16 protein-coding genes are annotated in these 25,685 nt (G+C 54.4%); 11 read left to right on the top strand and 5 right to left on the bottom strand.

What is annotated here, in order from left to right:
- The first annotated feature begins 130 nt into the window (after positions 1–130).
- From asd to glgP, 6 genes are all read left to right on the top strand, one after another.
- Positions 131–1,237 (top strand): aspartate-semialdehyde dehydrogenase, encoded by a 1,107-nt coding sequence (gene asd / locus E6P06_RS25770; protein ID WP_003837862.1) that lies wholly within the window; start codon positions 131–133, stop codon positions 1,235–1,237.
- A gap of 273 nt (positions 1,238–1,510) precedes the next feature.
- A complete protein-coding gene (gene glgB, locus E6P06_RS25765) occupies positions 1,511–3,697 on the top strand; it encodes a 1,4-alpha-glucan branching enzyme (protein WP_016151109.1) in 2,187 nt (728 codons plus the stop codon).
- The gene (glgX, locus tag E6P06_RS25760) at positions 3,694–5,670 is read left to right on the top strand and encodes a glycogen debranching protein GlgX (RefSeq protein WP_139935835.1); all 1,977 of its coding nucleotides are present in this window, start codon (positions 3,694–3,696) and stop codon (positions 5,668–5,670) included. The genes glgB and glgX overlap by 4 nt, the downstream gene beginning before the upstream one ends.
- A gap of 14 nt (positions 5,671–5,684) precedes the next feature.
- Positions 5,685–6,980, top strand: coding sequence for a glucose-1-phosphate adenylyltransferase (gene glgC, locus E6P06_RS25755; RefSeq protein ID WP_003023489.1), 1,296 nt, complete (start codon positions 5,685–5,687; stop codon positions 6,978–6,980).
- Positions 6,980–8,413: a glycogen synthase GlgA gene (glgA, locus tag E6P06_RS25750; protein WP_003023490.1), complete on the top strand. Its 1,434-nt coding sequence runs from the start codon at positions 6,980–6,982 to the stop codon at positions 8,411–8,413. Before glgC ends, glgA begins: the two co-directional genes overlap by 1 nt.
- Positions 8,414–8,432: 19 nt before the next feature.
- Positions 8,433–10,880 (top strand): glycogen phosphorylase, encoded by a 2,448-nt coding sequence (glgP, locus tag E6P06_RS25745; RefSeq protein WP_003023492.1) that lies wholly within the window; start codon positions 8,433–8,435, stop codon positions 10,878–10,880.
- Between the two features lie 90 nt (positions 10,881–10,970).
- Here the strand turns inward: glgP and glpD are convergent, their stop codons facing one another.
- Positions 10,971–12,479 (bottom strand): glycerol-3-phosphate dehydrogenase, encoded by a 1,509-nt coding sequence (glpD, locus tag E6P06_RS25740; RefSeq protein WP_003023494.1) that lies wholly within the window; start codon positions 12,477–12,479, stop codon positions 10,971–10,973.
- A 198-nt stretch (positions 12,480–12,677) separates the two neighbouring features.
- Here glpD and glpE point away from each other — a divergent pair, with 198 nt between their 5' ends.
- The 3 genes from glpE (at position 12,678) to E6P06_RS25725 (ending at position 14,764) form a co-directional block, all read left to right on the top strand.
- Positions 12,678–13,004, top strand: a complete 327-nt coding sequence (gene glpE, locus E6P06_RS25735; protein WP_049003361.1) for a thiosulfate sulfurtransferase GlpE — start codon at positions 12,678–12,680, stop codon at positions 13,002–13,004.
- A 75-nt stretch (positions 13,005–13,079) separates the two neighbouring features.
- Entirely contained in the window at positions 13,080–13,910 is an 831-nt protein-coding gene (gene glpG, locus E6P06_RS25730; RefSeq protein ID WP_003023496.1) for a rhomboid family intramembrane serine protease GlpG, read from the top strand.
- A 95-nt stretch (positions 13,911–14,005) separates the two neighbouring features.
- A complete protein-coding gene (locus tag E6P06_RS25725) occupies positions 14,006–14,764 on the top strand; it encodes a DeoR/GlpR family transcriptional regulator (protein WP_003023499.1) in 759 nt (252 codons plus the stop codon).
- 41 nt (positions 14,765–14,805) lie between these two features.
- Here E6P06_RS25725 and malT read toward each other — a convergent pair whose 3' ends face one another.
- Positions 14,806–17,511 (bottom strand): HTH-type transcriptional regulator MalT, encoded by a 2,706-nt coding sequence (gene malT, locus E6P06_RS25720; protein WP_003848003.1) that lies wholly within the window; start codon positions 17,509–17,511, stop codon positions 14,806–14,808.
- 618 nt (positions 17,512–18,129) lie between these two features.
- Here malT and malP point away from each other — a divergent pair.
- Complete coding sequence (malP, locus tag E6P06_RS25715; protein ID WP_139935834.1) at positions 18,130–20,523, top strand: maltodextrin phosphorylase; 2,394 nt, start codon at positions 18,130–18,132, stop codon at positions 20,521–20,523.
- Positions 20,524–20,532: 9 nt separating this feature from the next.
- Positions 20,533–22,620 carry a 4-alpha-glucanotransferase gene (gene malQ, locus E6P06_RS25710; RefSeq protein WP_139935833.1) on the top strand — a complete coding sequence of 696 codons (2,088 nt, stop codon included), beginning with the start codon at positions 20,533–20,535 and terminating at the stop codon, positions 22,618–22,620.
- Between the two features lie 44 nt (positions 22,621–22,664).
- Here the strand turns inward: malQ and gntT are convergent, their stop codons facing one another.
- The 3 genes from gntT to gntX form a co-directional block, all read right to left on the bottom strand.
- Positions 22,665–23,981, bottom strand: a complete 1,317-nt coding sequence (gene gntT / locus E6P06_RS25705) for a gluconate transporter (protein WP_032950402.1) — start codon at positions 23,979–23,981, stop codon at positions 22,665–22,667.
- Positions 23,982–24,349: 368 nt separating this feature from the next.
- Positions 24,350–24,925, bottom strand: a complete 576-nt coding sequence (gene nfuA, locus E6P06_RS25700; protein ID WP_003023509.1) for a Fe-S biogenesis protein NfuA — start codon at positions 24,923–24,925, stop codon at positions 24,350–24,352.
- 58 nt (positions 24,926–24,983) lie between these two features.
- The gene (gene gntX / locus E6P06_RS25695) at positions 24,984–25,667 is read right to left on the bottom strand and encodes a DNA utilization protein GntX (RefSeq protein ID WP_016151104.1); all 684 of its coding nucleotides are present in this window, start codon (positions 25,665–25,667) and stop codon (positions 24,984–24,986) included.
- Positions 25,668–25,685 lie beyond the last annotated feature (18 nt).

Raw genomic sequence — 25,685 nt, 5'->3', positions numbered from 1 at the left:
GCATTACTGATGGCTTCGCTATCATTGATTAATTTCACTTGCGACTTTGGCTGCATTTTGTATGGTGAAGGATATGCCACCAGGACACTGGCATACATACACAGCACACATCTCTGCAGGAAAAAACGCTATGAAAAATGTTGGTTTTATCGGCTGGCGCGGTATGGTCGGCTCTGTTCTCATGCAACGCATGGTTGAGGAGCGTGACTTCGACGCCATTCGCCCTGTTTTCTTTTCTACTTCCCAGCTCGGGCAGGCGGCACCGACATTCGGTGGAACCGCGACCGGCACGCTTCAGGACGCTTTTGATCTGGATGCGCTGAAGGCGCTCGATATCATCGTGACCTGTCAGGGCGGCGATTATACCAACGAAATCTATCCAAAGCTTCGTGAAAGCGGTTGGCAGGGTTACTGGATTGACGCGGCCTCTTCGCTGCGTATGAAAGACGACGCCATCATTATTCTCGATCCGGTTAACCAGGATGTCATCACCGATGGCCTGAATAAAGGTATTAAGACCTTTGTCGGCGGTAACTGCACCGTTAGCCTGATGCTGATGTCCCTCGGTGGCCTGTTTGCCAACGACCTGGTCGATTGGGTCTCCGTGGCGACCTATCAGGCGGCTTCCGGCGGCGGCGCGCGTCACATGCGCGAGCTGTTGTCTCAGATGGGCCATCTGTATGGCCATGTGGCCGAGGAGCTGGCGACCCCTTCCTCTGCTATTCTCGACATTGAACGTAAAGTGACGACCCTGTCCCGTAGCGGTGAACTGCCGGTTGATAACTTTGGCGTACCGCTGGCCGGTAGCCTGATTCCGTGGATCGACAAACAGCTCGATAACGGTCAGAGCCGTGAAGAGTGGAAGGGACAGGCGGAAACCAACAAAATTCTCAACACGTCTTCCGTGATCCCGGTTGATGGTCTGTGCGTGCGCGTCGGCGCGCTGCGCTGCCACAGCCAGGCGTTCACCATCAAACTGAAAAAAGATGTGTCTATTCCGACCGTGGAAGAACTGCTGGCGGCGCACAACCCGTGGGCGAAAGTAGTACCAAACGATCGTGAAATCACCATGCGTGAGTTAACCCCGGCGGCCGTTACCGGCACGTTGACCACGCCAGTAGGTCGTCTGCGTAAGCTGAATATGGGACCGGAGTTCCTGTCAGCCTTTACCGTAGGTGACCAGCTGCTTTGGGGTGCTGCGGAGCCATTGCGCCGCATGTTACGTCAACTGGCGTAATGGTTTGTTAATGATCAAAGGGTGCTGAGTCACCCTTTTTTTTGCGTAATACAGGAGTAAGCGCAGATGTTTCATTTTTTACCAGGAGTAAGATAAAGCATTGGCTATTCTTTAAGGGTGACTTAGTACCGGAGGTATTAAGTTGTTGCCTGAAGGTGGGACGACGCAGAGAGGATGCACAATTGTGCTGCGCCGTTCAGGTCAAAAAAAGTGTCGCTACCTGATGTCGAAAATCAGTTGGAAGGGGTGACACCATAAAACAGGATGACAACCATGTCCGTTCGTATCGATAGAGACGTGATTAATGCGCTAATTGCAGGCCATTTTGCGGATCCTTTTTCCGTACTCGGTATGCACCAAACTGACGCTGGACTTGAAGTCCGCGCCCTATTACCTGACGCCACCGAAGTGTGGGTGATCGAACCCAAAACCGGACGCAAAGTCGGCAAGCTGGATTGCCTCGACTCTCGTGGTTTTTTCTGTGCAGTACTTCCCCGCCGTAAAAATTTCTTTCGCTATCAGTTGGCCGTTGTCTGGCACGGACAGCAGAATCTGATTGATGATCCTTATCGTTTTGGCCCGCTGATCCAGGATATGGATGCCTGGCTGTTATCTGAAGGTACGCACCTGCGACCTTACGAAACGCTGGGTGCGCATGCGGATACAATGGATGGTGTAACCGGCACGCGCTTCTCTGTCTGGGCACCTAACGCTCAACGCGTGTCAGTGGTTGGGCAGTTCAACTACTGGGATGGCCGTCGCCACCCGATGCGCCTGCGCAAAGAAAGCGGTATCTGGGAGCTGTTTATCCCCGGTGCGCAGCATGGTCAGCTGTATAAATATGAGATGATCGATGCCAACGGTAAGCTGCGAATCAAAGCGGACCCTTACGCCTTTGAAGCGCAAATGCGCCCGGAAACCGCGTCGCTTATCTGTGGTCTGCCGGAAAAAGTGGTGCAAAGCGAGGAGCGTAAAAAAGCCAACCAGTTTGATGCGCCAATCTCTATCTATGAAGTGCACCTGGGGTCATGGCGTCGTCATACCGATAACAACTTCTGGCTGAGCTACCGCGAGCTGGCGGATCAGCTGGTGCCTTACGCCAAGTGGATGGGCTTTACCCACCTTGAACTGTTGCCGATTAACGAGCATCCGTTCGACGGTAGCTGGGGTTACCAACCTACCGGCATGTATGCGCCGACCCGTCGATTTGGTACGCGCGATGACTTCCGCTATTTTGTGAATGCCGCGCATCAGGCGGGGCTGAACGTCATTCTTGACTGGGTGCCGGGCCATTTCCCGTCGGACGACTTTGGTCTGGCAGAGTTTGATGGCACCAGGCTGTATGAGCACAGCGACCCGCGTGAAGGCTATCACCAGGACTGGAACACGCTGATCTACAACTACGGTCGCCGTGAAGTCAGCAACTATCTGGTGGGCAACGCCCTGTACTGGATTGAGCGCTTTGGTATCGACGCGCTGCGCGTGGATGCCGTGGCATCGATGATTTATCGCGACTACAGCCGTAAAGAAGGGGAATGGATCCCAAATGAATTTGGCGGTCGTGAAAACCTCGAAGCCATTGAGTTTTTACGCAATACCAACCGTATTCTTGGCGAACAGGTGCCTGGTGCGGTGAGCATGGCGGAAGAGTCCACTGATTTTGCTGGCGTTTCAAGACCGCAGGACATGGGCGGTTTAGGGTTCTGGTATAAGTGGAACCTCGGCTGGATGCACGACACGCTGGACTACATGAAGCTGGATCCGGTTTATCGCCAACATCACCACGATAAGCTGACCTTCGGCATGCTGTACAACTACACCGAGAACTTTGTCCTGCCGTTGTCGCACGATGAAGTGGTGCACGGCAAGAAATCGATTCTCGACCGCATGCCGGGCGATGCGTGGCAGAAGTTTGCCAACCTGCGCGCCTACTACGGCTGGATGTGGGCCTTCCCAGGCAAGAAACTGCTGTTTATGGGCAACGAGTTTGCGCAGGGACGTGAATGGAACCATGACGCGAGCCTCGACTGGCACCTGCTGGAAGGCGGTGATAACTGGCATCACGGCGTACAGCGTCTGGTGCGCGATCTGAACCTCACCTATCGTCATCACAAAGCGCTGCACGAGCTCGACTTTGACGCCTATGGCTTTGAGTGGCTGGTGGTGGATGACAAAGAACGTTCGGTGCTGGCTTTCGTGCGTCGTGACAAGGTCGGCAATGAAATCATCGTGGTCAGTAACTTTACGCCTGTGCCCCGCCACGGCTATCGCTTCGGTATCAATCAGCCGGGGAAATGGCGTGAGATCCTCAATACCGATTCGATGCATTACCACGGCAGCAATACTGGCAACGGCGGTGCGGTGCACAGTGATGAAATCGCCAGTCATGGTCGTCAGCATTCACTGAGCCTCACGTTGCCGCCGTTGGCAACGATCTGGCTGGTTCGGGAGGGGGAATGACGCAACTGGCAACCGGCAACGCCACCCCCCATGGTGCAACGTATGACGGCCATGGCGTTAATTTTACTCTCTTCTCAGCCCACGCTGAACGCGTTGAATTATGCGTATTTGACGAGGACGGTTGCGAACTCCGCTACGACCTGCCGGGGCGTAGCGGCGATGTCTGGCACGGCTATCTGGCCAACGCCCGGCCCGGTCTGCGCTATGGTTATCGCGTCCATGGCCCATGGCAACCGCAGCAGGGCCACCGGTTTAACCCAGCCAAGCTGCTGCTCGACCCTTGCGCCTGTCGGGTGGATGGCGAGTTAAAAGATAACCCGCTGCTGCACGGCGGGCTAAATGAACCGGATCACCATGATAATGCCACTATCGCGCTGAAGGGCGTGGTGGTGTCCGACCATTATGACTGGGAGGATGATGTCCCGCCGCGCACGCCGTGGGGCAATACCGTGATTTACGAAGCGCATGTCAAAGGGTTGACGTATTTGCATCCTGACCTGCCGGAAGAGATTCGCGGAACCTATAAAGCGCTGGGTCATCCGGTGATGATCGACTATTTCAAGCGTCTCGGCATTACCGCGCTGGAGCTGCTGCCGGTGGCGCATTTTGCCAGCGAACCGCGACTTCAGCGGCTGGGCCTGTCGAACTACTGGGGCTACAACCCGGTGGCCATGTTCGCGCTGCATCCGGCCTATGCCTGCTCGCCGGAGAGCGCGCTTGATGAGTTTCGCGACGCGGTAAAAGCGCTGCACAAAGCGGGGATTGAGGTCATTCTCGATATCGTTTTGAACCACAGCGCCGAGCTGGATCTCGAAGGGCCTGTCTTCTCGCTGCGCGGAATTGATAACCGTAGCTATTATTGGATCAGGGACGATGGTGATTACTACAACTGGACCGGTTGTGGGAACACCCTCAATTTGAGCCATCCTGGCGTTGTGGAATACGCATGTGAATGCCTGCGCTATTGGGTTGAAACCTGCCATGTAGATGGTTTTCGTTTTGATTTGGCTTCCGTCATGGGGCGTACACCTGTGTTTCGTCAGGATGCGCCGCTGTTTACCGCGATCCAAACCTGTCCGCTGCTCTCACGCGTGAAGCTGATTGCGGAACCGTGGGATATTGGTGAAGGCGGGTATCAGGTGGGGAATTTCCCCCCTCCGTTTGCCGAGTGGAATGACCATTTCCGCGATGCGACGCGGCGCTTTTGGCTCCAGCGTAATCTCTCGTTGGGCGAGTTTGCCGGGCGTTTTGCCGCATCCAGCGATGTGTTTAAACGCCAGGGCCGCAAACCCAGCGCCACGGTCAATCTGGTGACCGCGCACGACGGTTTTACGCTACGCGACTGTGTGTGCTTCACAAATAAGCACAATGAAGCGAATGGTGAGGAAAATCGCGACGGCACTAGCAATAACTACAGCGACAATCATGGTAAAGAAGGATTAGGAGGCACGCTGGACCTGATTGAGCGGCGGCGCGACAGCATTCATGCGCTGTTAACCACGCTGTTGCTCTCCCAGGGGACGCCGATGTTGCTGGCGGGCGATGAGCATGGTCATAGCCAGCACGGCAACAATAACGCTTACTGTCAGGATAACGCCTTAACGTGGCTGGACTGGCAGCAGGCAAACAGTGGGCTAACAACATTTACCGCCGCGCTGATTCATCTGCGCCGGCAAATCCCTGCATTAACAGGGGATTGCTGGTGGGAAGAGGGCGATGGCAATGTTCGTTGGCTGAATAAGTACGCACAACCCTTAAGTGCGGATGAGTGGCAAAACGGCCCGAGGCAGATGCAAATCCAGCTTTCAGACCGTTTTCTGATTGCAATAAACGCCACGCTTGAGGTGACAGATATCGTTTTACCTGAAGGGGAATGGCATGCCATTCCCCCATTTGCCGGAGAGGATAATCCGGTGCTTACGGCTGTCTGGCAGGGACCTGCGCACGGACTGTGTGTGTTCCAGAGAAGATAAAAAAGGAGTTAGTCATGGTGAGTTTAGAGAAGAACGATCGTGTAATGTTGGCGCGCCAGCTGCCATTAAAATCTGTTGCCCTGATCCTGGCCGGTGGCCGCGGTACCCGCTTAAAAGATTTGACCAACAAACGTGCCAAACCTGCTGTGCACTTTGGCGGTAAGTTCCGCATTATCGATTTTGCCTTATCCAACTGTATTAACTCCGGGATCCGCCGTATCGGCGTGATCACTCAGTACCAGTCCCACACGCTGGTGCAGCATATTCAGCGCGGCTGGTCGTTCTTTAGCGAAGAGATGAACGAGTTTGTCGATTTGCTGCCTGCCCAGCAGAGAATGCAGGGTGAAAACTGGTATCGCGGAACGGCGGATGCGGTGACCCAAAACCTGGACATCATTCGACGCTATAAAGCGGAATACGTGGTGATCCTCGCGGGCGATCATATTTATAAGCAGGACTACTCACGCATGCTGATCGACCACGTCGAGAAGGGCGCGCGTTGCACCGTGGCCTGTATGCCAGTGCCTATTGAAGAGGCCAGCGCGTTTGGCGTGATGGACGTGGACGACACCGATAAAATTATCGAGTTCGTTGAAAAACCCGCCAACCCGCCAGCCATGCCTGGCGACCCGACCAAATCTCTTGCCAGTATGGGGATCTACATTTTCAACGCCGATTATCTGTATGAACTGCTGGCGGAAGATGATCTCGATGAAAAATCCAGTCACGATTTTGGCAAAGACATTATCCCGAAAATCACCGAAGCTGGCATGGCGTATGCACATCCATTCCCGTTGTCCTGCGTGCAGTCTGACCCGGAATCCGAACCGTACTGGCGCGATGTGGGGACGCTGGAAGCCTACTGGAAGGCGAACCTTGATCTGGCTTCGGTGACGCCTGAACTGGATATGTACGACCAGGACTGGCCAATCCGAACGCACATGGAATCGCTGCCACCGGCGAAATTTGTGCAGGACCGTTCCGGTAGCCACGGAATGACGCTGAACTCGCTGGTTTCTGGCGGATGCATAATTTCAGGTTCGGTGGTGGTGCAGTCCGTTCTGTTCCCGCGAGTGCGGGTGAATTCATTCTGTAACATTGATTCGGCAGTGTTGTTACCTGAAGTGTGGGTGGGACGTTCGTGCCGCTTACGTCGTTGCATTATCGACCGCGCCTGCGTTATTCCTGAAGGCATGGTGATAGGTGAAAACGCGGAAGAAGATGCGCGTCGTTTCTACCGTTCAGAGGAAGGCATTGTGCTGGTCACGCGTGAAATGCTGCGCAAACTGCAGATCAAACAGGAGCGATAATGCAGGTTTTACACGTTTGTTCAGAGATGTTCCCCCTGTTAAAAACCGGGGGACTGGCGGATGTTATTGGGGCGTTACCTGCCGCGCAAATTGCGGACGGCGTGGATGCCCGCGTGTTGCTCCCGGCGTTTCCAGATATTCGTCGCGGCATTCCCGATGCACAGGTCGTGACGCGTCGCGATACCTTCGCTGGACGTATCACGCTGCTTTTCGGGCATTTCAACGGCGTGGGTATTTACCTGATTGACGCGCCGCATCTTTACGACCGTCCCGGTAGCCCGTATCACGACACCAACCTGTTCGCTTATACCGATAACGTCCTGCGTTTTGCGTTGCTTGGCTGGGCCGGATGTGAAATGGCCTGCGGCCTTGACCCATTCTGGCGCCCGGATGTGGTGCATGCGCACGACTGGCATGCCGGTCTGGCCCCGGCGTATCTGGCGGCGCGCGGCCATCCGGCGAAATCGGTGTTCACCGTACACAACCTGGCTTATCAAGGCATGTTTTATGCAAAGCATATGGATGACATCCAATTGCCATGGTCGTTCTTTAATGTGCACGGGCTGGAGTTTAACGGCCAGATTTCGTTCCTGAAGGCAGGGTTGTACTACGCAGACCACATTACGGCAGTGAGTCCAACTTACGCGCGGGAGATTACCGAGCCGCAGTTTGCCTATGGTATGGAAGGTCTGTTGCAGCAGCGTCATCGGGAAGGACGGCTTTCCGGCGTGCTGAACGGCGTGGATGAAAAAATCTGGAGCCCGGAAACCGACCTGCTGCTGGCGTCGCGCTATACGCGTGACACGCTGGAAGAGAAGGCGGAGAACAAACGTCAGCTGCAGATCGCGATGGGACTTAAGGTTAACGACAAAGTGCCGCTGTTTGCTGTCGTGAGCCGTCTGACCAGTCAGAAAGGGTTGGATCTGGTGCTGGAGGCTCTGCCTGGTCTGTTAGAGCAGGGGGGGCAACTGGCGTTACTTGGCGCGGGCGATCCAGTGTTGCAGGAAGGTTTCCTCGCCGCAGCGGCGGAACATCCGGGGCAAGTGGGCGTGCAGATTGGCTATCACGAAGCCTTCTCGCACCGCATCATGGGTGGGGCCGATGTGATATTGGTTCCCAGTCGTTTTGAGCCATGTGGCTTAACGCAGTTGTATGGACTGAAGTATGGCACGCTGCCGCTGGTGCGGCGCACCGGTGGGCTGGCTGATACGGTCTCTGACAGTTCGCTGGAAAACCTGGCGGACGGTATCGCCAGTGGGTTTGTATTTGAAGATAGTAATGCCTGGTCGCTACTACGTGCGATCCGGCGTGCTTTCGTATTGTGGTCCCGGCCTTCGCTGTGGCGGTTTGTACAACGTCAGGCCATGACCATGGATTTTAGCTGGCAAGTCGCGGCGAAGTCATACCGTGAGCTTTACTATCGCTTGAAATAGATATCCAGGAATCACCTATATGAATGCTCCATTTACTTATGCATCGCCCACACTCAGCGTAGAGGCACTTAAGCATTCTATCGCCTACAAGCTGATGTTCACGATTGGTAAGGACCCGGTCATTGCCAATAAACATGAGTGGCTGAACGCCACGTTGTTCGCGGTGCGCGATCGTCTCGTGGAGCGCTGGCTGCGTTCTAACCGTGCGCAATTATCCCAGGAAACTCGTCAGGTCTATTACCTGTCAATGGAGTTTCTGATTGGCCGCACGCTTTCCAATGCACTGTTATCGTTGGGTATTTATGACGATGTCAAAAATGCGCTGGAAGGTATGGGGTTGGATCTGGAAGATCTGATCGATGAAGAAAACGACCCGGGTCTTGGCAACGGTGGCCTCGGGCGCCTGGCGGCCTGCTTCCTGGACTCGCTGGCAACGCTGGGACTGCCGGGACGCGGCTATGGTATTCGTTATGACTACGGCATGTTCAAGCAAAACATTGTTGATGGCCGACAGAAAGAGTCGCCGGACTACTGGCTGGAATACGGTAACCCATGGGAGTTCAAACGCCACAATACGCGCTACAAAGTGCGCTTTGGCGGGCGTATACAGCAGGAAGGCAAGAAAACGCGCTGGATAGAAACCGAAGAGATCCTCGCGGTTGCCTACGACCAGATTATCCCCGGTTACGACACCGATGCCACCAACACGCTGCGCCTGTGGAATGCCCAGGCCAGTAGCGAGATCAACCTCGGTAAATTTAACCAGGGCGACTACTTTGCGGCGGTGGAAGATAAAAACCACTCCGAGAACGTCTCCCGCGTGCTCTATCCGGATGACTCCACCTATTCAGGACGCGAGCTGCGCTTGCGCCAGGAGTATTTCCTGGTCTCCTCCACGGTGCAGGACATTCTGAATCGTCATTATCAACTGCACAAAACCTACGATAATCTGGCGGATAAAATCGCCATTCACCTCAACGACACCCACCCGGTGCTGTCGATCCCTGAGCTGATGCGTCTGTTGATTGATGAGCACAAGTTCAGTTGGGATGATGCGTTTGAAGTGTGCTGTCAGGTTTTCTCGTATACCAACCACACTTTGATGAGCGAAGCGCTGGAGACCTGGCCGGTGGATATGCTGGGCAAAATTCTGCCGCGCCATCTGCAAATCATTTTTGAGATTAACGACTACTTCCTGAAAACGCTGCAGGAGCAGTATCCGAACGATACCGGTCTGCTGGGGCGGACGTCGATTATCGATGAATCTAACGGCCGCCGGGTGCGTATGGCATGGCTGGCGGTCGTGGTGAGCCACAAGGTTAATGGTGTGTCTGAACTGCACTCCAACCTGATGGTGCAGTCGCTATTTGCTGACTTTGCGAAGATCTTCCCGACCCGCTTCTGCAACGTTACCAACGGCGTGACGCCGCGTCGCTGGCTGGCGCTGGCTAACCCGCCGCTCTCTGAGGTGCTGGATGAGAATATTGGCCGCACCTGGCGTACCGATCTCAGCCAGTTGAGCGAGCTTGAACAGCACTGTGATTTCCCGTTGGTGAACCAGGCGGTACGCCGAGCGAAGCTGGAGAACAAAAAACGTCTGGCCACGCTCATTGCCCAGCAGCTTAACGTGGTAGTGAATCCGAAATCGCTGTTTGACGTACAGATCAAGCGTATTCACGAATACAAACGTCAGCTGATGAACGTGCTGCATGTGATCACCCGCTACAACCGCATTAAGGCCGATCCTGACGCCGAGTGGGTGCCGCGTGTGAATATCTTCGCCGGTAAAGCGGCTTCGGCCTATTACATGGCGAAGCACATCATTCATCTGATCAACGATGTCGCGAAAGTGATCAATAACGATCCGCAAATTGGCGACAAACTGAAAGTGGTGTTTATCCCCAATTACAGCGTCAGCCTGGCGCAGGTGATAATTCCTGCTGCCGACCTGTCTGAACAGATTTCACTGGCCGGGACCGAAGCCTCCGGGACCAGTAACATGAAATTTGCGCTGAATGGCGCGTTGACCATCGGTACGCTGGATGGTGCCAACGTCGAGATGCTGGAACATGTGGGCGCAGAAAATATCTTTATCTTTGGTAATACGGCGGAAGAGGTTGAAGCCTTGCGTAGTCAGGGCTATAAGCCGCGTGAATATTACGAGAAAGACGAGGAGTTGCACCAGGTGCTGACGCAGATCGGCAGCGGTGTATTCAGCCCGGAGGAGCCGGGACGCTATCGCGACCTGGTGGACTCATTGATCAACTTTGGCGACCACTATCAGGTGCTGGCGGATTATCGCAGTTACGTTGATTGTCAGGATAAGGTTGATGAACTGTATCGTCACCCGGAAGAGTGGACTACCAAGTCGATGATTAATATCGCCAACATGGGTTACTTCTCATCGGACAGGACGATCAAAGAGTACGCCGAAAACATCTGGCATATTGATTCGGTGCGGTTGTAAAACACGAGGCCGGGGGCGCTTCGCTTGCCCGGCCTACGTTTATGCACTTTTGTAGGCCGGATAAAGCGTCGCCGCCATCCGGCATTTTTATCAGGACGCCAGCGACAGCTGGTGCTTCTCAATGTATTCAGCCAGCCACTGGGTCATGCGCGACTGCTGCTCAGCGTTCAGCCACATACCTTCTTTCGTGCGACGCCACAACGCATCTTCCGCACGACGAACCCATTCGTGATCGACCAGATATTTCAGCTCGGCCTCATAAAACTCATGGCCAAAGTCTTCACCTAACTCGGCAAGCGAGGTGGCTTCGCCGATGACCCATTCGGTGTTGCTGCCGTAGGTGCGAGAATAATGGCGCGCCAGCGACTCGGTCAGGAACGGGTAGCGACGGCGCAGTTTGGCCGCGTAGTCTTCGCGATCGCCGCCAATGTCACCGCCTGGCAGAATGCACTCTTTGGTCCACGCCGGGCCGATGCCCTGATAGTACGATGCCAGTTTTTCCATCGCGTGTTCAGCCAGCTTACGATAGGTCGTCAGCTTACCGCCAAAGACCGACAGCAGCGGTGCTTTGCCGTTTTCGTCGTGGATATCCAGCGTGTAATCACGGGTGATTGCCTGCGGTGAGTCAGACTCGTCATCGCATAGCGGACGCACGCCCGAGTAAGTCCAGACGATATCATCACGGCCCAGCTGCTTCTTAAAGTGCGCGTTGTAAACCTTCAGCAGGTAATTGATCTCGCTTTCATCAATTTTCACCGCTTTCGGATCGCCTTTGTATTCAACGTCTGTCGTCCCGATGATCGAGAATTCGTCCATCCATGGGATAACAAACACAATGCGTTTATCTTCGTTTTGCAGAATATAAGCCTGCTTCTGGGTATGGACGCGCGGCACCACGATGTGGCTGCCTTTAATCAGGCGAATACCGTACGGCGATGGCAGGTGCATACCGTCGTCAAAGAACTCTTTCACCCACGGACCGGTGGCGTTGACTAGGCCACGCGCCTGCCAGGTGTGTTTTTTGCCGGTATCGATATCTTCAGCTTCAACAATCCACAAACCGTTTTCACGGCGAGCAGAGGTGGCGCGAGTGCGGGTTAATACTTCTCCGCCTTTGCGTACGACCATTTGGGCGTTTGCCAAAACCAGTCGTGCATCGTCTACCCAGCAGTCAGAATATTCGAAACCGCGCACAATCTCAGGTTTCATTACAGAATCTGCGCCAAAACGCAAACCGGTAGAACTTGGCAAACTGGTGCGTTTGCCCAGATGATCGTACATAAACAAACCAATCCGGATCATCCACGCCGGACGCAGGTGCGGGCGGTGGGGCAGACGGAAGCGCATCGGGAAGGCGATGTGTGGTGCCATTTTCAACAGCACTTCACGTTCGGCCAGCGCTTCGCTCACCAGACGAAATTCGTAGTGTTCCAGGTAGCGCAGGCCACCGTGGATGAGTTTGGAGCTAGCGGAAGAGGTGGCGCAGGCTAAATCCTGCGCTTCCAGCATCAGCACGGATAAACCGCGTCCAGCGGCATCTGCCGCGATACCGGCACCGTTGATGCCTCCACCTATCACAATCAGATCTTTGGTTTCCATGCTGGCCTCTCGCACTTTCGTTATAGCTCATTAATGTTCGTTATCGAGCATAATAGCAAAGAATCGCGCCATTGGTAACATCGGATAAACAATTTACAGTGATACATATAACATTATGGCGTTTAACTGCCGTCGGGACGTACACTAAGCAGTAACATGTCCGAAAAGCGTCACCTGCCATATAAAGAAGAGAGAGCAATGGATCAGTTTGAATGTATTAATGTCGAAGAAGCGCATCAGAAGCTGCATCAGGGGGCGGCGGTGTTAGTGGATATTCGTGACCCGCAAAGCTATGCAATGGGCCATGCCCCACAGGCATTTCATTTGACGAACGACACGCTGGGATCATTTATGCGTGAGTATGATTTCGACACCGCCGTGTTGGTGATGTGTTATCACGGCAACAGCAGTAAAGGCGCGGCGCAATATCTTCTGCAGCAGGGCTATGACGCGGTTTACAGCGTTGACGGCGGCTTCGATGCCTGGCATCGACATTTTCCGGCAGAAGTGGCATACGGTTCGTAAGCTAACAAAGATGCAGCCTGAAACGGGCAGGATAGATATACTGTCCTCTTTTGTGTGGAATAAGCGACAGCAACCATGTTGATGATTACCTCTTTTGCTAACCCCCGCGTGGCGCAGGCGTTTGTTGATTATATGGCGACACAGGGCGTTATCCTGACGATTCAACAACATCAGCAAACGGATGTCTGGCTGGCGGATGAGTCCCAGGCTCAGCGCGTGCACGCTGAACTGGTGCGGTTTCTGGAGAATCCGGGCGATCCGCGCTACCTCGCAGCAAGCTGGCAGTCGGGTCAGACCGACAGCGGTCTGCGCTACCAACGTTATCCGTTCCTGGCCACATTGCGCGAACGCGCAGGTCCGGTAACCTGGTTGGTGATGGCCGCGTGTGTGCTGGTGTTTATCGCGATGAACGTGCTGGGCGACCAGGCTGTGATGCTCTGGCTGGCATGGCCGTTTGACCCTTCGCTGAAATTTGAATTCTGGCGTTATTTCACCCACGCTTTTATGCACTTCTCGCTGATGCATATTCTGTTCAACCTGCTGTGGTGGTGGTATCTCGGCGGTGCGGTTGAAAAGCGTCTGGGCAGTGGAAAACTGATTGTTATTACCGTGATCAGCGCCCTGTTGAGCGGCTATGTTCAGCAGAAATTTAGCGGCCCGTGGTTTGGTGGATTGTCTGGCGTGGTGTATGCGCTGATGGGCTACGTGTGGTTGCGCGGCGAGCGCGATCCGCAGAGCGGTATTTTCCTGCAGCGTGGTTTGATTATCTTTGCCTTGATCTGGATTGTTGCCGGCTGGTTTGATCTATTCGGCATGTCGATGGCGAATGGCGCTCATATCGCCGGGTTGGCCGTGGGTTTGGCAATGGCGTTTGCCGATACTATAAATGTACGAAAACGAACTTGATTCAAGTTTTGTGGTGCCGGAAGGCGGTGTGCGTTTGGACCAATTTGTAGGCCGGATAAGCGTCAGCGCATCCGGCAAAATTTCAGGGAACAATAATGAAGCAAACACAACGACATGACGCGATCATCGAGCTGGTAAAAAAACAGGGATACGTCAGTACTGAAGAGCTGGTGGAGCATTTCTCCGTCAGCCCGCAGACGATTCGCCGCGATCTTAACGATCTGGCCGATCAGAACATGATTTTGCGCCATCACGGCGGCGCGGCGTTGCCATCCAGCTCGGTTAACACCCCGTGGCATGACCGTAAAGCAACGCAGACGGCGGAAAAAGAGCGCATTGCTCGCAAAGTTGCCACGCAGATCCCGAACGGTTCTACGCTGTTTATTGATATCGGAACCACGCCGGAAGCGGTGGCTCACGCGCTGCTCAATCACAGCAATTTACGCATTGTGACCAACAACCTCAATGTGGCGAATACGCTGATGGCGAAAGAGGATTTCCGCATAATCCTCGCCGGTGGCGAACTGCGTAGCCGCGACGGCGGTATTATGGGCGAAGCGACCCTCGACTTTATTTCTCAGTTCCGTCTGGACTTCGGCATCTTAGGCATCAGCGGTATCGACAGCGATGGTTCGCTGCTGGAATTTGATTATCACGAAGTTCGCACCAAACGCGCGATCATTGAGAATTCACGTCATGTGATGCTAGTGGTGGACCACTCGAAGTTTGGGCGTAACGCGATGGTGAATATGGGCAGCATCAGCATGGTGGATGCGGTGTATACCGACACGCTGCCGCCTGCTGGTGTGATGCAGGTGATTGCTGACCATCATATTCAGTTAGAGCTGTGCTAAGGTAATTCCAGGCCTGATAAGCGTCGCGTATCAGGCATTAACTAAACGCCGTATCCCATCATTTTCAGCAGCTTCTGCGCATGTTGCACCGCATCCTGGCGGTGTGCGACGCCGAGCTTTTGGTACAAATTGCGGATGTGCGTCTTGATGGTCGTTGCCGCGACGGCCAGCTCTGCGGCGATCTGCTCGTTGCTGTAGCCCGAATAAATTAGTCCCAGAACCTGCCATTCGCGCTGGGTCAGCGGGCTGGTGCGGATAAGCTCCGGTACTTCCGGGTGAGTCAGCAGACGCTCAACGAACCCTTCATCGAAGTGAGCGAATTTATGGCGATGATGCTGGTTAATTTCACGCAAAATGCGCTGGGCGCGGTGCTGATCGAGTTCCGGTAAGGTATTGAGCTGAATCAGCTGACGCAGTTGTTGCGCCATGGCCTCGCCTTCGATAACAAAGTGGCTGATAAACCCGGTGCGGTTCGCCAGCTGTAGGGCCTCGAGTAACACACGCTGGGCGTCATTTTTGCGCCCTGCCTGCCAGTAGAGCTGATTAAGCAGCAGCAGGTTACGGTTCAGATCGCTCATCAGGCGCAGATTGCGCGCATTTTCATTCAACTCTTCCAGCACAATTTCAGCCGGTTCAAACTCACCCAACAGGATTTGCGCGCGAGCGATGTTGCGCCACTGGCTTTGCAGGAAGTGGTTATTGGCGAATTCTGGTTTCGGCGTGTGGCGCAGCCAGTTGGCGGCAGAGTTTTTGTCGCTCACCATTTGCCAGTAAATCACCCGCACCTTATCGGCGTTTGAGATCCAGTCGCTGTGATAGTGACCGTTGCCCAGCAGGTTTTCCAGACGGTTGAGCAGGCTGCGAGCGTTATCAAGATCGCCCCGCGCAAGTGAACACTGAACCAGCAGCGCCAGACACTGTAGCTGCTGCTGCGGCTGGAAAGTGGAAAGCAGTTCAATACCGCTACGGGCAGAGGCTTCTGATTCATCCAGACGCGCCCATGCCCACAGTAGCTGCGCACGAATGCGCACCAGGAACTCGTGCATTGGCAGCTGTTCCAGGTGCTGCTCTTTGATCAACTGGAACGCTTTTTCCTGAGTCTCCCAGGCGGCCTGTAAAAAGCCTTGGGCAAACAAAATTTCGCTTTGCTGGATAAGGCTCCACAGTGCGTAATGCCAGACGTCATGATGACGTGCCATTTGCTCGGTTTGCTGCATTAACGCCAGAGAGCGTGTGAGATCGCCCTTACAGTGCAGGACTTCGCCGTGCACCGAGGTGGCGACGATACGACTATAGAACCAGGCGATGGGTAATTCATCCAGCGCCAGTTTTGCCAGGCGTTCGGCTTCGTCAGGGTTGCCATCGTTAATCGCTACCTGCGCCCGTAAAGCGTTGAATTCGGCGTGCAGCGTTGGCTCCATGTCGCCTTTTATTTCCTGCTCTGCGCGCGCCAGCAGGGTGTTAACCTCTCCGTAGCGGTGCTGGCTCTGCATCAGCCAGGCCTGTAGCAGAACCAGACGCGGATTTTCCAGCAGGCTTTCCCACGGCAGGGCTTTCAGCGACTCTTCCAGTAACGTCAGCTCGCTGTGGTTAAACAGTCCCCACGCATGATTAAGCAGGATATCGCGCAGCATATGGGCGTCACCGGCCGCCAGCGCGTGGTGGATAGCTTCGCTGGGGAAGCCTTGCGCCATCCAGCTTTCGGCGGCGGCGCGGTGTATTTCGGGCAGTTCGTTCGCCAACTCCCATTGGCAGCGCTGGCGTAAAAAGCTGCCAAACAGCGGGTGATAGCTGAACCACTCGCCAACGTCATCCATCCGCTGCAGGAATAACCCCTGGCGCTCAATTTCTTCCAGCCGCATCTGGCCATTTTCTTCCCCGGTAACCCGGACGATCAGCGCATCGTTCATGGAACGCAGAATGGCGCTTTTCAGCAGGAAGTGACGGGTGCCGAGGTCGACGCTGTCCAGCACTTCATCAACCAGATAATCGGACAAATGGCTGGCGTTGATCCCGGCGAGGCGTCGTGCCGACTGGTGAGCAGAGTTATTGTTCTGGCGGGCGGAAAGGGCGATCAGCTGTAACGCTGTGGCCCAGCCAGCAACGTCATCGCACATCCGGCTGCTTTCTGCCGCTTCAATGGGAGAGGACAAACGTCGGTCGAAAAATTGTTTGGCTTCCTGATGGTTAAAGGCCAGCTGTTGGCTGCCTATCTCCAGCAGTTGATCGCGCACCCGCAGGTTGGCAATACCTAACTGCGGCAGGTTGCGCGACAGTACGACCAGCGTGAGGTTTTCAGGTTGGTGGCGCAGGAAGAAACGCATCGCTTCGTGAATAGCCGGATTGGAGATCAGATGATAATCATCCACCACCAGGTAGAGCGGACGGTGCCACTCGGCCAGTTCGATAAATAGCTGGGCAAACAGTGACGTCAGACTGGCGTACTGGCGCTTTTGCACCATCGCTTCGCTGGTGGTGCAATGTCCACCCGTTGCCTGTTGGATGGCGGCGATCAGATAGCTGGCAAAGCGCTCTTGTTGATTATCGCCTTCATCCAGAGAGTACCAGCCTAAGTCGTTCTTCCCCGCCGCCCATTGTGAAACCAGCGTTGTTTTTCCATAACCAGCAGGACTTGTTATCAGGGCAAGCCTGAAATTGTTCACGCCGGAAAGTTTAGCCAACAGGCGCTCACGAACCACCGTATGGTCGAGTCGAACCGGACGACTTAATTTAGACGGAATCAACATAAGTTAGTCACTTCACTGTGTGAAAATAGGGAAGAATGATTTTTTTTGCGCTTCGTAATTAATAGATATAAGGTCGGCCAGATTGGTGTTTTATGCAAGCTAAGCGGACTTTTTGTGTGTCTGATTTTGCACTATGTCACAAATCTATACATCTATTGCAATAATTGTTTTAAAGAGTCGCAACAGGCGTGGCGACTGGATCCGTTGTAATTTTTAATGTGTCGAAAAATCCCTCTGTTTTTATATAGTTACTCAGGCGACTAATCAAAATCGACGAATTTTGTGGCCGACTTAAAATTTTTATGTGAATTATCTTACCCGGCATAGATATTTCAGGTTAGAAACTATTTCTCTATTTACATTTTGTTTCTCATCGTCACTCCATTATTTGAGATTGTGGATTAATCCTTTGTTATTAATGCGTCATCCAAAGGGCGTTATGCACGGTTTGCGCGAATTTACGGGTGATTACGCCCCCTTTAAGTGGCGGAGATCACACTTTTATGCTCATCCCCGCTCCTCCTCCCTCCCTAATCCGTGCCAGGATGAGGAATGTCAACAACGAGCCAGGCAAACTAGCGATAACGTTGTTTTATTACCTAAGGATCTGGAACCCCTATGTCACAGCCTACTTTCAACAAAGATCAATTTCAGGCTGCCCTGACGCGTCAGTGGCAGCGCTTCGGTTTACTGTCGGCTCAAGAAATGACGTCGCGCCAGTGGTGGCAGGCAGTGAGTGGGGCGTTGGCTGAGTTACTCAGCGCCCAGCCTGCGGCGAAACCGGCAAAAAATCAGCGTCACGTTAACTACATCTCGATGGAGTTTTTGATTGGCCGTCTGACCGGCAACAACTTACTCAACCTCGGCTGGTATCAGGAGGTGAGCGATGAGCTGAAAGCACATGATGTCAACCTGACCGACCTGCTGGAAGAAGAGACCGATCCGGCGTTGGGTAACGGTGGATTGGGGCGCCTGGCAGCCTGCTTCCTCGATTCGATGGCGACTGTCGGCCAGTCGGCGACAGGGTATGGCCTCAACTACCAGTACGGCCTGTTCCGTCAGTCGTTTGCCGATGGGCAACAGATGGAAGCCCCGGATGACTGGCATCGTGGCAGCTACCCGTGGTTCCGTCACAATGAGGCGCTGGATGTGCAGGTTGGGATTGGCGGCAAGGTCAGCAAAGAAGGCCACTGGGAGCCAGGTTTTACCATCACCGGTCAGGCCTGGGATCTGCCAGTTCTCGGCTACCGTAACGGCGTAGCGCAACCGCTGCGTCTGTGGCAGGCCAGCCACGCGCATCCGTTTAACCTGACCAAATTTAACGACGGTGATTTCATGCGCGCAGAGCAGCAGGGCATCGACGCCGAAAAACTGACGAAAGTGCTGTACCCGAACGATAACCACACCGCGGGTAAAAAGCTGCGCCTGATGCAGCAGTACTTCCAGTGTGCCTGTTCTGTAGCTGACATTCTGCGCCGCCATCATCTGGCAGGGCGTAAACTTCATGAGCTGGCGGATTTTGAAGTTATTCAGCTCAACGATACTCACCCGACCATTGCCATTCCTGAGCTGCTGCGCGTGCTGATTGATGAGCACCAGATGAGCTGGGACGATGCGTGGGCCATTACCAGCAAAACCTTTGCTTACACCAACCACACCCTTATGCCAGAGGCGTTGGAGTGCTGGGACGAGAAGCTGGTGAAAGCGCTACTGCCGCGCCATATGCAAATCATCAAAGAGATTAACGAGCGCTTTAAGGCGTTGGTCGATAAAACCTGGCCGGGTGATGCTGAAGTCTGGGCGAAGCTGGCGGTGGTGCACAACAAACAGGTGCGCATGGCTAACATGTGCGTGGTCAGCGGCTTTGCGGTTAACGGTGTGGCGGCGCTGCACTCCGATCTGGTGGTGAAAGATCTGTTCCCTGAATATCACCAGCTCTGGCCGAACAAATTCCATAACGTCACCAATGGGATTACCCCACGTCGCTGGATTAAGCAGTGCAACCCGGCGCTTGCCGCACTGCTGGATAAAACGCTGAAAAAAGAGTGGGCCAACGATCTCGACCAGTTGATTAACCTGGAAAAATACGCCGACGACGCGAAGTTCCGTCAGCAGTATCGCGACATCAAGCTGGCGAACAAAGAGCGCCTGGTGAAGTTTATTAAAGCGCGTACCGGTATTGAAATAACGACTAACGCTATCTTTGATATTCAGATTAAACGTCTGCATGAGTACAAGCGTCAGCACCTCAACCTGCTGCATATTCTGGCGTTGTACAAAGAAATCCGTGAGAACCCGCAGGCAGATCGCGTGCCGCGCGTATTCCTGTTTGGCGCAAAAGCTGCTCCAGGTTACTACCTGGCGAAAAATATCATCTTCGCCATTAACCAGGTTGCACAAACTATCAATAACGACCCGCAAGTGGGCGACAAGCTGAAGGTCGTCTTCCTGCCGGATTATTGTGTCTCGGCGGCGGAAATGCTGATCCCGGCGGCGGATATCTCTGAGCAGATTTCAACCGCAGGGAAAGAGGCTTCCGGCACCGGTAACATGAAGCTGGCGCTGAACGGTGCGTTAACCGTTGGTACGCTGGATGGCGCAAACGTCGAAATCGCCGAGAAGGTGGGTGACGAGAATATCTTTATCTTTGGTCATACCGTGGAAGAGGTGAAGGTGCTCAAAGCCAAAGGCTACGACCCGGTGAAATGGCGTAAAAAAGACAAAGTGCTGGATGCTGTCCTGAAAGAGCTGGAAAGCGGGAAATACAGCGACGGCGACAAGCATGCCTTTGACCAGATGCTGCACAGTATCGGCAAGCAGGGCGGCGACCCGTATCTGGTAATGGCGGACTTCGCGGCCTACGTTGAAGCTCAGAAGCAGGTTGACGTGTTGTATCGTGACCAGGAAGCCTGGACCCGGGCGGCGATTCTGAATACCGCACGTTGCGGCATGTTCAGCTCGGATCGCTCCATCCGCGATTATCAGGCTCGTATCTGGCAGGCGAAACGTTAAGGAATCGCGATGGAAAGCAAACGTCTGGATAATGCCGCGCTGGCGGCGGGGATCAGCCCCAATTACATTAATGCCCACGGTAAACCGCAGTCTATTGGTGCCGAAACCAAACGGCGTTTGCTTGACGCCATGCATCGCACCACCGCTGCCACTCAGGTGGCGGTAACTCCGGTGCCGAATGTCATGGTCTACACCGCTGGCAAGAAAATGCCGCTGGCGGTTGAGGGAAGCGGAGAGTTTAACTGGCTGCTGACCACCGAAGAGGGCGTGCAGCACAAAGGGCATGCCGTCGGCGGTAAATCTTTCACTCTTCCGGCGAAGCTGCCGGAGGGGTATCACACGTTGACCCTGACCCAGGGCGAGCTGCGTACCCATTGTCGTATCATCGTGGCGCCAAAGCGCTGCTATGAACCGCAGGCGCTGTTAGCCGGGCAGAAGCTGTGGGGCGCATGCGTTCAGCTCTACACCCTGCGATCAGAAAAGAATTGGGGGATTGGCGACTTTGGCGATCTCCGCGCCATGCTGGTCGATGTGGCGCAACGCGGCGGCGCATTTATCGGGCTTAATCCTATTCACGCGCTGTATCCGGCTAACCCGGAGAGCGCCAGCCCGTACAGCCCGTCTTCACGCCGCTGGTTGAACGTGATTTATATTGATGTGAACGCCGTAGACGATTTCCGCCTGAGTAAAGAGGCGCAGGCGTGGTGGCAGAAACCCGCGACTCAGCAAGCTCTGCAACGTGCGCGCGATGCCGAGTGGGTTGATTATTCTGCCGTTACTGCACTGAAGATGACGGCGCTACGTATGGCGTGGAAAAGCTTCTCCGCACGTGATGAGGAGCAGATGGCGGCATTTCGCCAGTTTGTGTCTCAGGAAGGGGACAGCCTCTACTGGCAGGCAGCCTTTGATGCGCTGCATGCGCATCAGGTGAAAGAGGACGCATTGCGCTGGGGATGGCCGGTGTGGCCGGAAGCTTTCCAGTCAGTGGACTCGCCAGAGGTAAAACGATTCTGCGAAGAACATCGTGACGATGTGGATTTCTACCTGTGGTTACAGTGGCTGGCGTATACCCAGTTTGCTGACTGCTGGAAAACCAGCCAGAGTTTTGCGATGCCGATTGGACTGTATCGCGATCTGGCGGTTGGCGTGGCCGAAGGTGGGGCGGAAACCTGGTGTGACCGCGAGCTGTATTGCCTGAAAGCCTCGGTTGGTGCGCCGCCGGATATTCTCGGTCCGCTCGGACAAAACTGGGGGCTGCCGCCGATGGATCCGCACATCATCACGGCACGCGCCTACGAACCGTTTATCGAACTGCTGCGCGCCAATATGCAGAACTGCGGTGCGCTGCGTATCGACCATGTTATGTCGATGCTGCGTCTGTGGTGGATCCCCTACGGTGAAACTGCCGATCACGGCGCTTACGTGCACTATCCGGTCGATGACCTGCTTTCAATTCTGGCGCTGGAGAGTAAACGTCATCACTGCATGGTAATTGGTGAGGATCTGGGTACTGTGCCGGTGGAGATCGTCAGCAAGCTGCGCGACAGCGGCGTGTACTCCTACAAAGTGCTTTATTTCGAGAATGACCATGAGAAAAACTTCCGTACGCCGAAAGCGTACCCGGAACAATCAATGGCAGTCGCGGCGACGCATGACCTTCCTACGCTTAAAGGTTATTGGGATAGCGGCGATTTGACGCTGGGTAAAGCTCTGGGCCTGTATCCGGATGAAGTCGTGCTGCGCGGGTTGTATCAGGACCGAGAACTTGCGAAACAGGGGCTGCTGGACGCGCTGCACAAATACGGCTGCCTGCCAAAACGTGCCGGTCACAAGGCATCCCTGATGTCGATGACGCCGATTCTTAATCGCGGCATGCAACGCTACATCGCTGACAGCAACAGTGCGCTGCTGGGCCTACAACCGGAAGACTGGCTGGATATGGCTGAACCGGTCAACATTCCGGGGACCAGCGACCAGTACAAAAACTGGCGGCGTAAGCTCACCGCCACGCTGGAGCAGATGTTCGCCGATGAGAGAGTGAATAAGCTGATTAAGGATTTGGATAAGCGGCGAAAAGCGGCCGCGAAGAAGAAATAAAGAAATCAAGCCGGGTAGGCGCTAGCGCCACCCGGCTTTTTACATCAGATTGCCATATTTAACAGCAGACACCCAACCAGACCGCACACGGAGATAATGGTTTCCAGCATTGACCATGACTTGATGGTTTCACCGATGGTTAGGTTGAAGTACTCCTTGAACAGCCAGAAACCTGGATCGTTCACGTGGGAGAAGATGACAGAACCGGAACCAACCGCAATAACCATCAGCTCAGGGCTTACGCCGGTTGTTGCAATCAGCGGCGCCACTATCCCACCAGCGGTGATCGCTGCAACGGTTGCGGAACCCAATGCGATACGCAGTACTGCAGCGATAGACCATGCCATCAGCAGCGGAGACACGTTAGAGCCGTGCATCATTGAGGCGATGTATTTGTCCACGCCGCTATCAACCAGGACCTGTTTGAAGGCACCGCCGCCGCCGATGATCAACAGCATCATCGCAATGATTTTGATTGAAGACACCAGCGTGTCGTTAATCTGATCCATCGAACGTCCGCGGTTCAGACCAAACGTGAACATCGCAATCAGCACTGCAATCAGCGTTGCCATGACCGGGTCACCGAGGAATTCTGCAACCGTCAGGAAAGCATGACCTTTCGGCAGAATCATCTCCGCCACGGCGCGCATTGCCATCAGAATAACCGGGACCAGAGAGGTCCAGACGCTGACGCCAAAGCCTGGCATCTCTTCTTCAGTGAAGGTTTTTGCGCTGTACAGACCTTCCGGGATTGGCTTATCAATGCCTTTCAGGAAACGTGCGTATACCGGACCGGCGAGAATAACGGTCGGGATTGCCAGAATCGTACCAAACAGCAGGGTTTTACCCATATCTGCGTGGAAAATGGTGGCAATAGCGGTTGGACCCGGGTGCGGTGGCAGGAAGCCGTGCGTTACGGACAGTGCCGCAGCCATTGGCACGCCAACGTACAGCAGCGGGATATTGGCAGCAGCGGCAATGGTGAACACCAGCGGCAGCATCAGTACGAAACCAACTTCGTAGAACAGGGCAAAACCAACGGTGAAGCCGGTTAATACCACCGCCCATTGAATATGTTTTTTGCCGAATTTAGCAATCAGGGTGGTTGCGATGCGCTGTGCGCCGCCGCAGTCCGCCAGCATTTTGCCCAGCATGGCGCCAAAACCCATAATCAGGGCGAGGCTGCCAAGGGTTCCGCCGACGCCGGCTTTAATTGAACCGATGACTTTATCCAGTGGCATCCCTTGCATCAATCCGACAGCAAGCGCCACCAGGACGAGAGCGATGAAGCCGTTCATTTTGAAACGGATCATCAGGAGGAGTAACAAGATTACACCGATAGCAACGATGACTAATGGCATGATTTACCTGGCCTTAACTTTGTTATGGGTAACGTCAGTGTTTAGATGACAAATTCCGATTGTCCCGACCGGGAACAGAGTATTCTCAGCACCAATGCTGGTTGCCTGCAAAACTAATCAGTTTAGCGGACTATTATGTGTGTGTTAGGTGCTGATACGAATGATACGGGTAACATGTGGCGCTTGAAAATCACCTGGGCAGGCAAAATTTAAATTATGAGAGGCTGGTCAAATTATGCGGGGGATTATTACAGGATACGTGCAGAGAAATGTAAGGGCGTAGGCCGGATAAAGCGTTTACGCTGCCATCCGGCATCGATGCCCGGTGGCGACGCGGATGCGTCTTACCGGGCCTACAAGTCTGGTCGTTAGTAGTAAGAGTGCTCGCCGCGCTGGTGTTCGGTTAAATCGCGAACGCCTTTCAGTTCAGGGAATTCAGCCAGCAGCTGCTTCTCGATACCTTCTTTCAGCGTCACATCGACCATTGAACAGCCGTTACAGCCGCCGCCAAACTGCAGAATGGCGTAGCCTTCATCGGTGATTTCCATCAGAGATACGCGACCACCGTGGCCAGCCAGCTGTGGGTTGATCTGCGATTGCAGCATGTACTCCACACGTTCCATCAGCGGCGCATCATCGGCAACTTTACGCATTTTGGCGTTTGGTGCTTTCAGGGTCAGCTGGGAGCCTAACTGGTCGGTAACGAAATCGATTTCTGCATCTTCCAGATACGGTGCGCTCAGTTCATCAACATATGCGGTCAGCAGGTCAAATTTAATGGCGGTGTCGGTTGCTTCCACGGCGTCCGGCGGACAATAAGAAACGCCGCATTCAGCGTTAGGCGTGCCGGGATTAATCACAAATACGCGGATTTGTGTCCCTTCTTCCTGATTTGCCAGCAGTTTGGCAAAGTGCGCTTGTGCAGCATCGGAAATATGGATCATAGTAATGGCCTAATAGTTGACTATTTTACTTGGTTATAATACGCCCATCATCGAGGCTCTACAAGGTTCGACACAGGCACCATACCTGGACAGTCGCCGCGCCGTTGCGTAAAAGCAGCTGCGCGATTTCCGCGACGGTACTTCCGGTAGTGACGACATCATCCACAATAACCATATGGAGTCCCTGCACCGGCAATTCAAGGCGAAAGGCATTTTTCAGGTTACGTTTACGTAATCGGGCGCTGAGATGGTGCTGTGTGGCGGTTGCCCGAACCCGCGAGATGGTCCGGCTGTCCCAGTCGCAACCCAGCCAGCGTGCAAGCGGACGGCACAGTAAATCGCTCTGATTAAACCCTCTGCGCCAGTGTCGGCGTTGCCAGAGCGGGACGCTGACCAGCCTGTCCGGCAGAGGAAGAGCGCTGACGCGCCGGGCCTGTAGTACCTCCAGCAACAGCAAACGCGAAAGAGCGGAGGCTGTTTCGCTGCGTCGCGAAAACTTGAGCTGGTGAATAAGCCCGCTCAACGGCGGAGCATAGTCGCTGACGGTGACCAGCCGCTGCCACGGCGGTGGTTTTTGCAGGCAACGCCCACAGGGAATGACGGTATGAGCGGCAGGGAGTCCACATTGGGGGCATAGGCTGGCGTGTTGGCGCGTTGCCCGCGTACAGACTGAGCAGATCCCCCAATGCCCTAACGTCAGGGGCATTCGGCATAGCCAGCACAATCCCGGTACTGTTAGCATAGATGCATCCTTTCAGGC

The organism is Citrobacter sp. CF971, assembly GCF_006385635.1.
Classification (GTDB): domain Bacteria; phylum Pseudomonadota; class Gammaproteobacteria; order Enterobacterales; family Enterobacteriaceae; genus Citrobacter; species Citrobacter freundii.
The sequence above is the reverse complement of the archived record's forward strand: the minus strand, read 5'-3'. Positions and strand labels throughout refer to the sequence as shown.

What these genes read in the sequence shown, in the direction of transcription:
- glgX (WP_139935835.1), top strand. Translation starts at nt 3,694, where the DNA reads ATGACGCAACTGGCAACCGGCAACGCCACCCCCCATGGTGCAACGTAT.
- asd (WP_003837862.1), top strand. Translation starts at nt 131, where the DNA reads ATGAAAAATGTTGGTTTTATCGGCTGGCGCGGTATGGTCGGCTCTGTT.
- nfuA (WP_003023509.1), bottom strand. Translation starts at nt 24,925, where the DNA reads ATGATCCATATTTCCGATGCTGCACAAGCGCACTTTGCCAAACTGCTG.
- malQ (WP_139935833.1), top strand. Translation starts at nt 20,533, where the DNA reads ATGGAAAGCAAACGTCTGGATAATGCCGCGCTGGCGGCGGGGATCAGC.
- gntT (WP_032950402.1), bottom strand. Translation starts at nt 23,981, where the DNA reads ATGCCATTAGTCATCGTTGCTATCGGTGTAATCTTGTTACTCCTCCTG.
- glgA (WP_003023490.1), top strand. Translation starts at nt 6,980, where the DNA reads ATGCAGGTTTTACACGTTTGTTCAGAGATGTTCCCCCTGTTAAAAACC.
- E6P06_RS25725 (WP_003023499.1), top strand. Translation starts at nt 14,006, where the DNA reads ATGAAGCAAACACAACGACATGACGCGATCATCGAGCTGGTAAAAAAA.
- glpG (WP_003023496.1), top strand. Translation starts at nt 13,080, where the DNA reads ATGTTGATGATTACCTCTTTTGCTAACCCCCGCGTGGCGCAGGCGTTT.
- glgC (WP_003023489.1), top strand. Translation starts at nt 5,685, where the DNA reads ATGGTGAGTTTAGAGAAGAACGATCGTGTAATGTTGGCGCGCCAGCTG.
- gntX (WP_016151104.1), bottom strand. Translation starts at nt 25,667, where the DNA reads ATGCTAACAGTACCGGGATTGTGCTGGCTATGCCGAATGCCCCTGACG.
- glpD (WP_003023494.1), bottom strand. Translation starts at nt 12,479, where the DNA reads ATGGAAACCAAAGATCTGATTGTGATAGGTGGAGGCATCAACGGTGCC.
- glgB (WP_016151109.1), top strand. Translation starts at nt 1,511, where the DNA reads ATGTCCGTTCGTATCGATAGAGACGTGATTAATGCGCTAATTGCAGGC.
- glpE (WP_049003361.1), top strand. Translation starts at nt 12,678, where the DNA reads ATGGATCAGTTTGAATGTATTAATGTCGAAGAAGCGCATCAGAAGCTG.
- glgP (WP_003023492.1), top strand. Translation starts at nt 8,433, where the DNA reads ATGAATGCTCCATTTACTTATGCATCGCCCACACTCAGCGTAGAGGCA.
- malP (WP_139935834.1), top strand. Translation starts at nt 18,130, where the DNA reads ATGTCACAGCCTACTTTCAACAAAGATCAATTTCAGGCTGCCCTGACG.
- malT (WP_003848003.1), bottom strand. Translation starts at nt 17,511, where the DNA reads ATGTTGATTCCGTCTAAATTAAGTCGTCCGGTTCGACTCGACCATACG.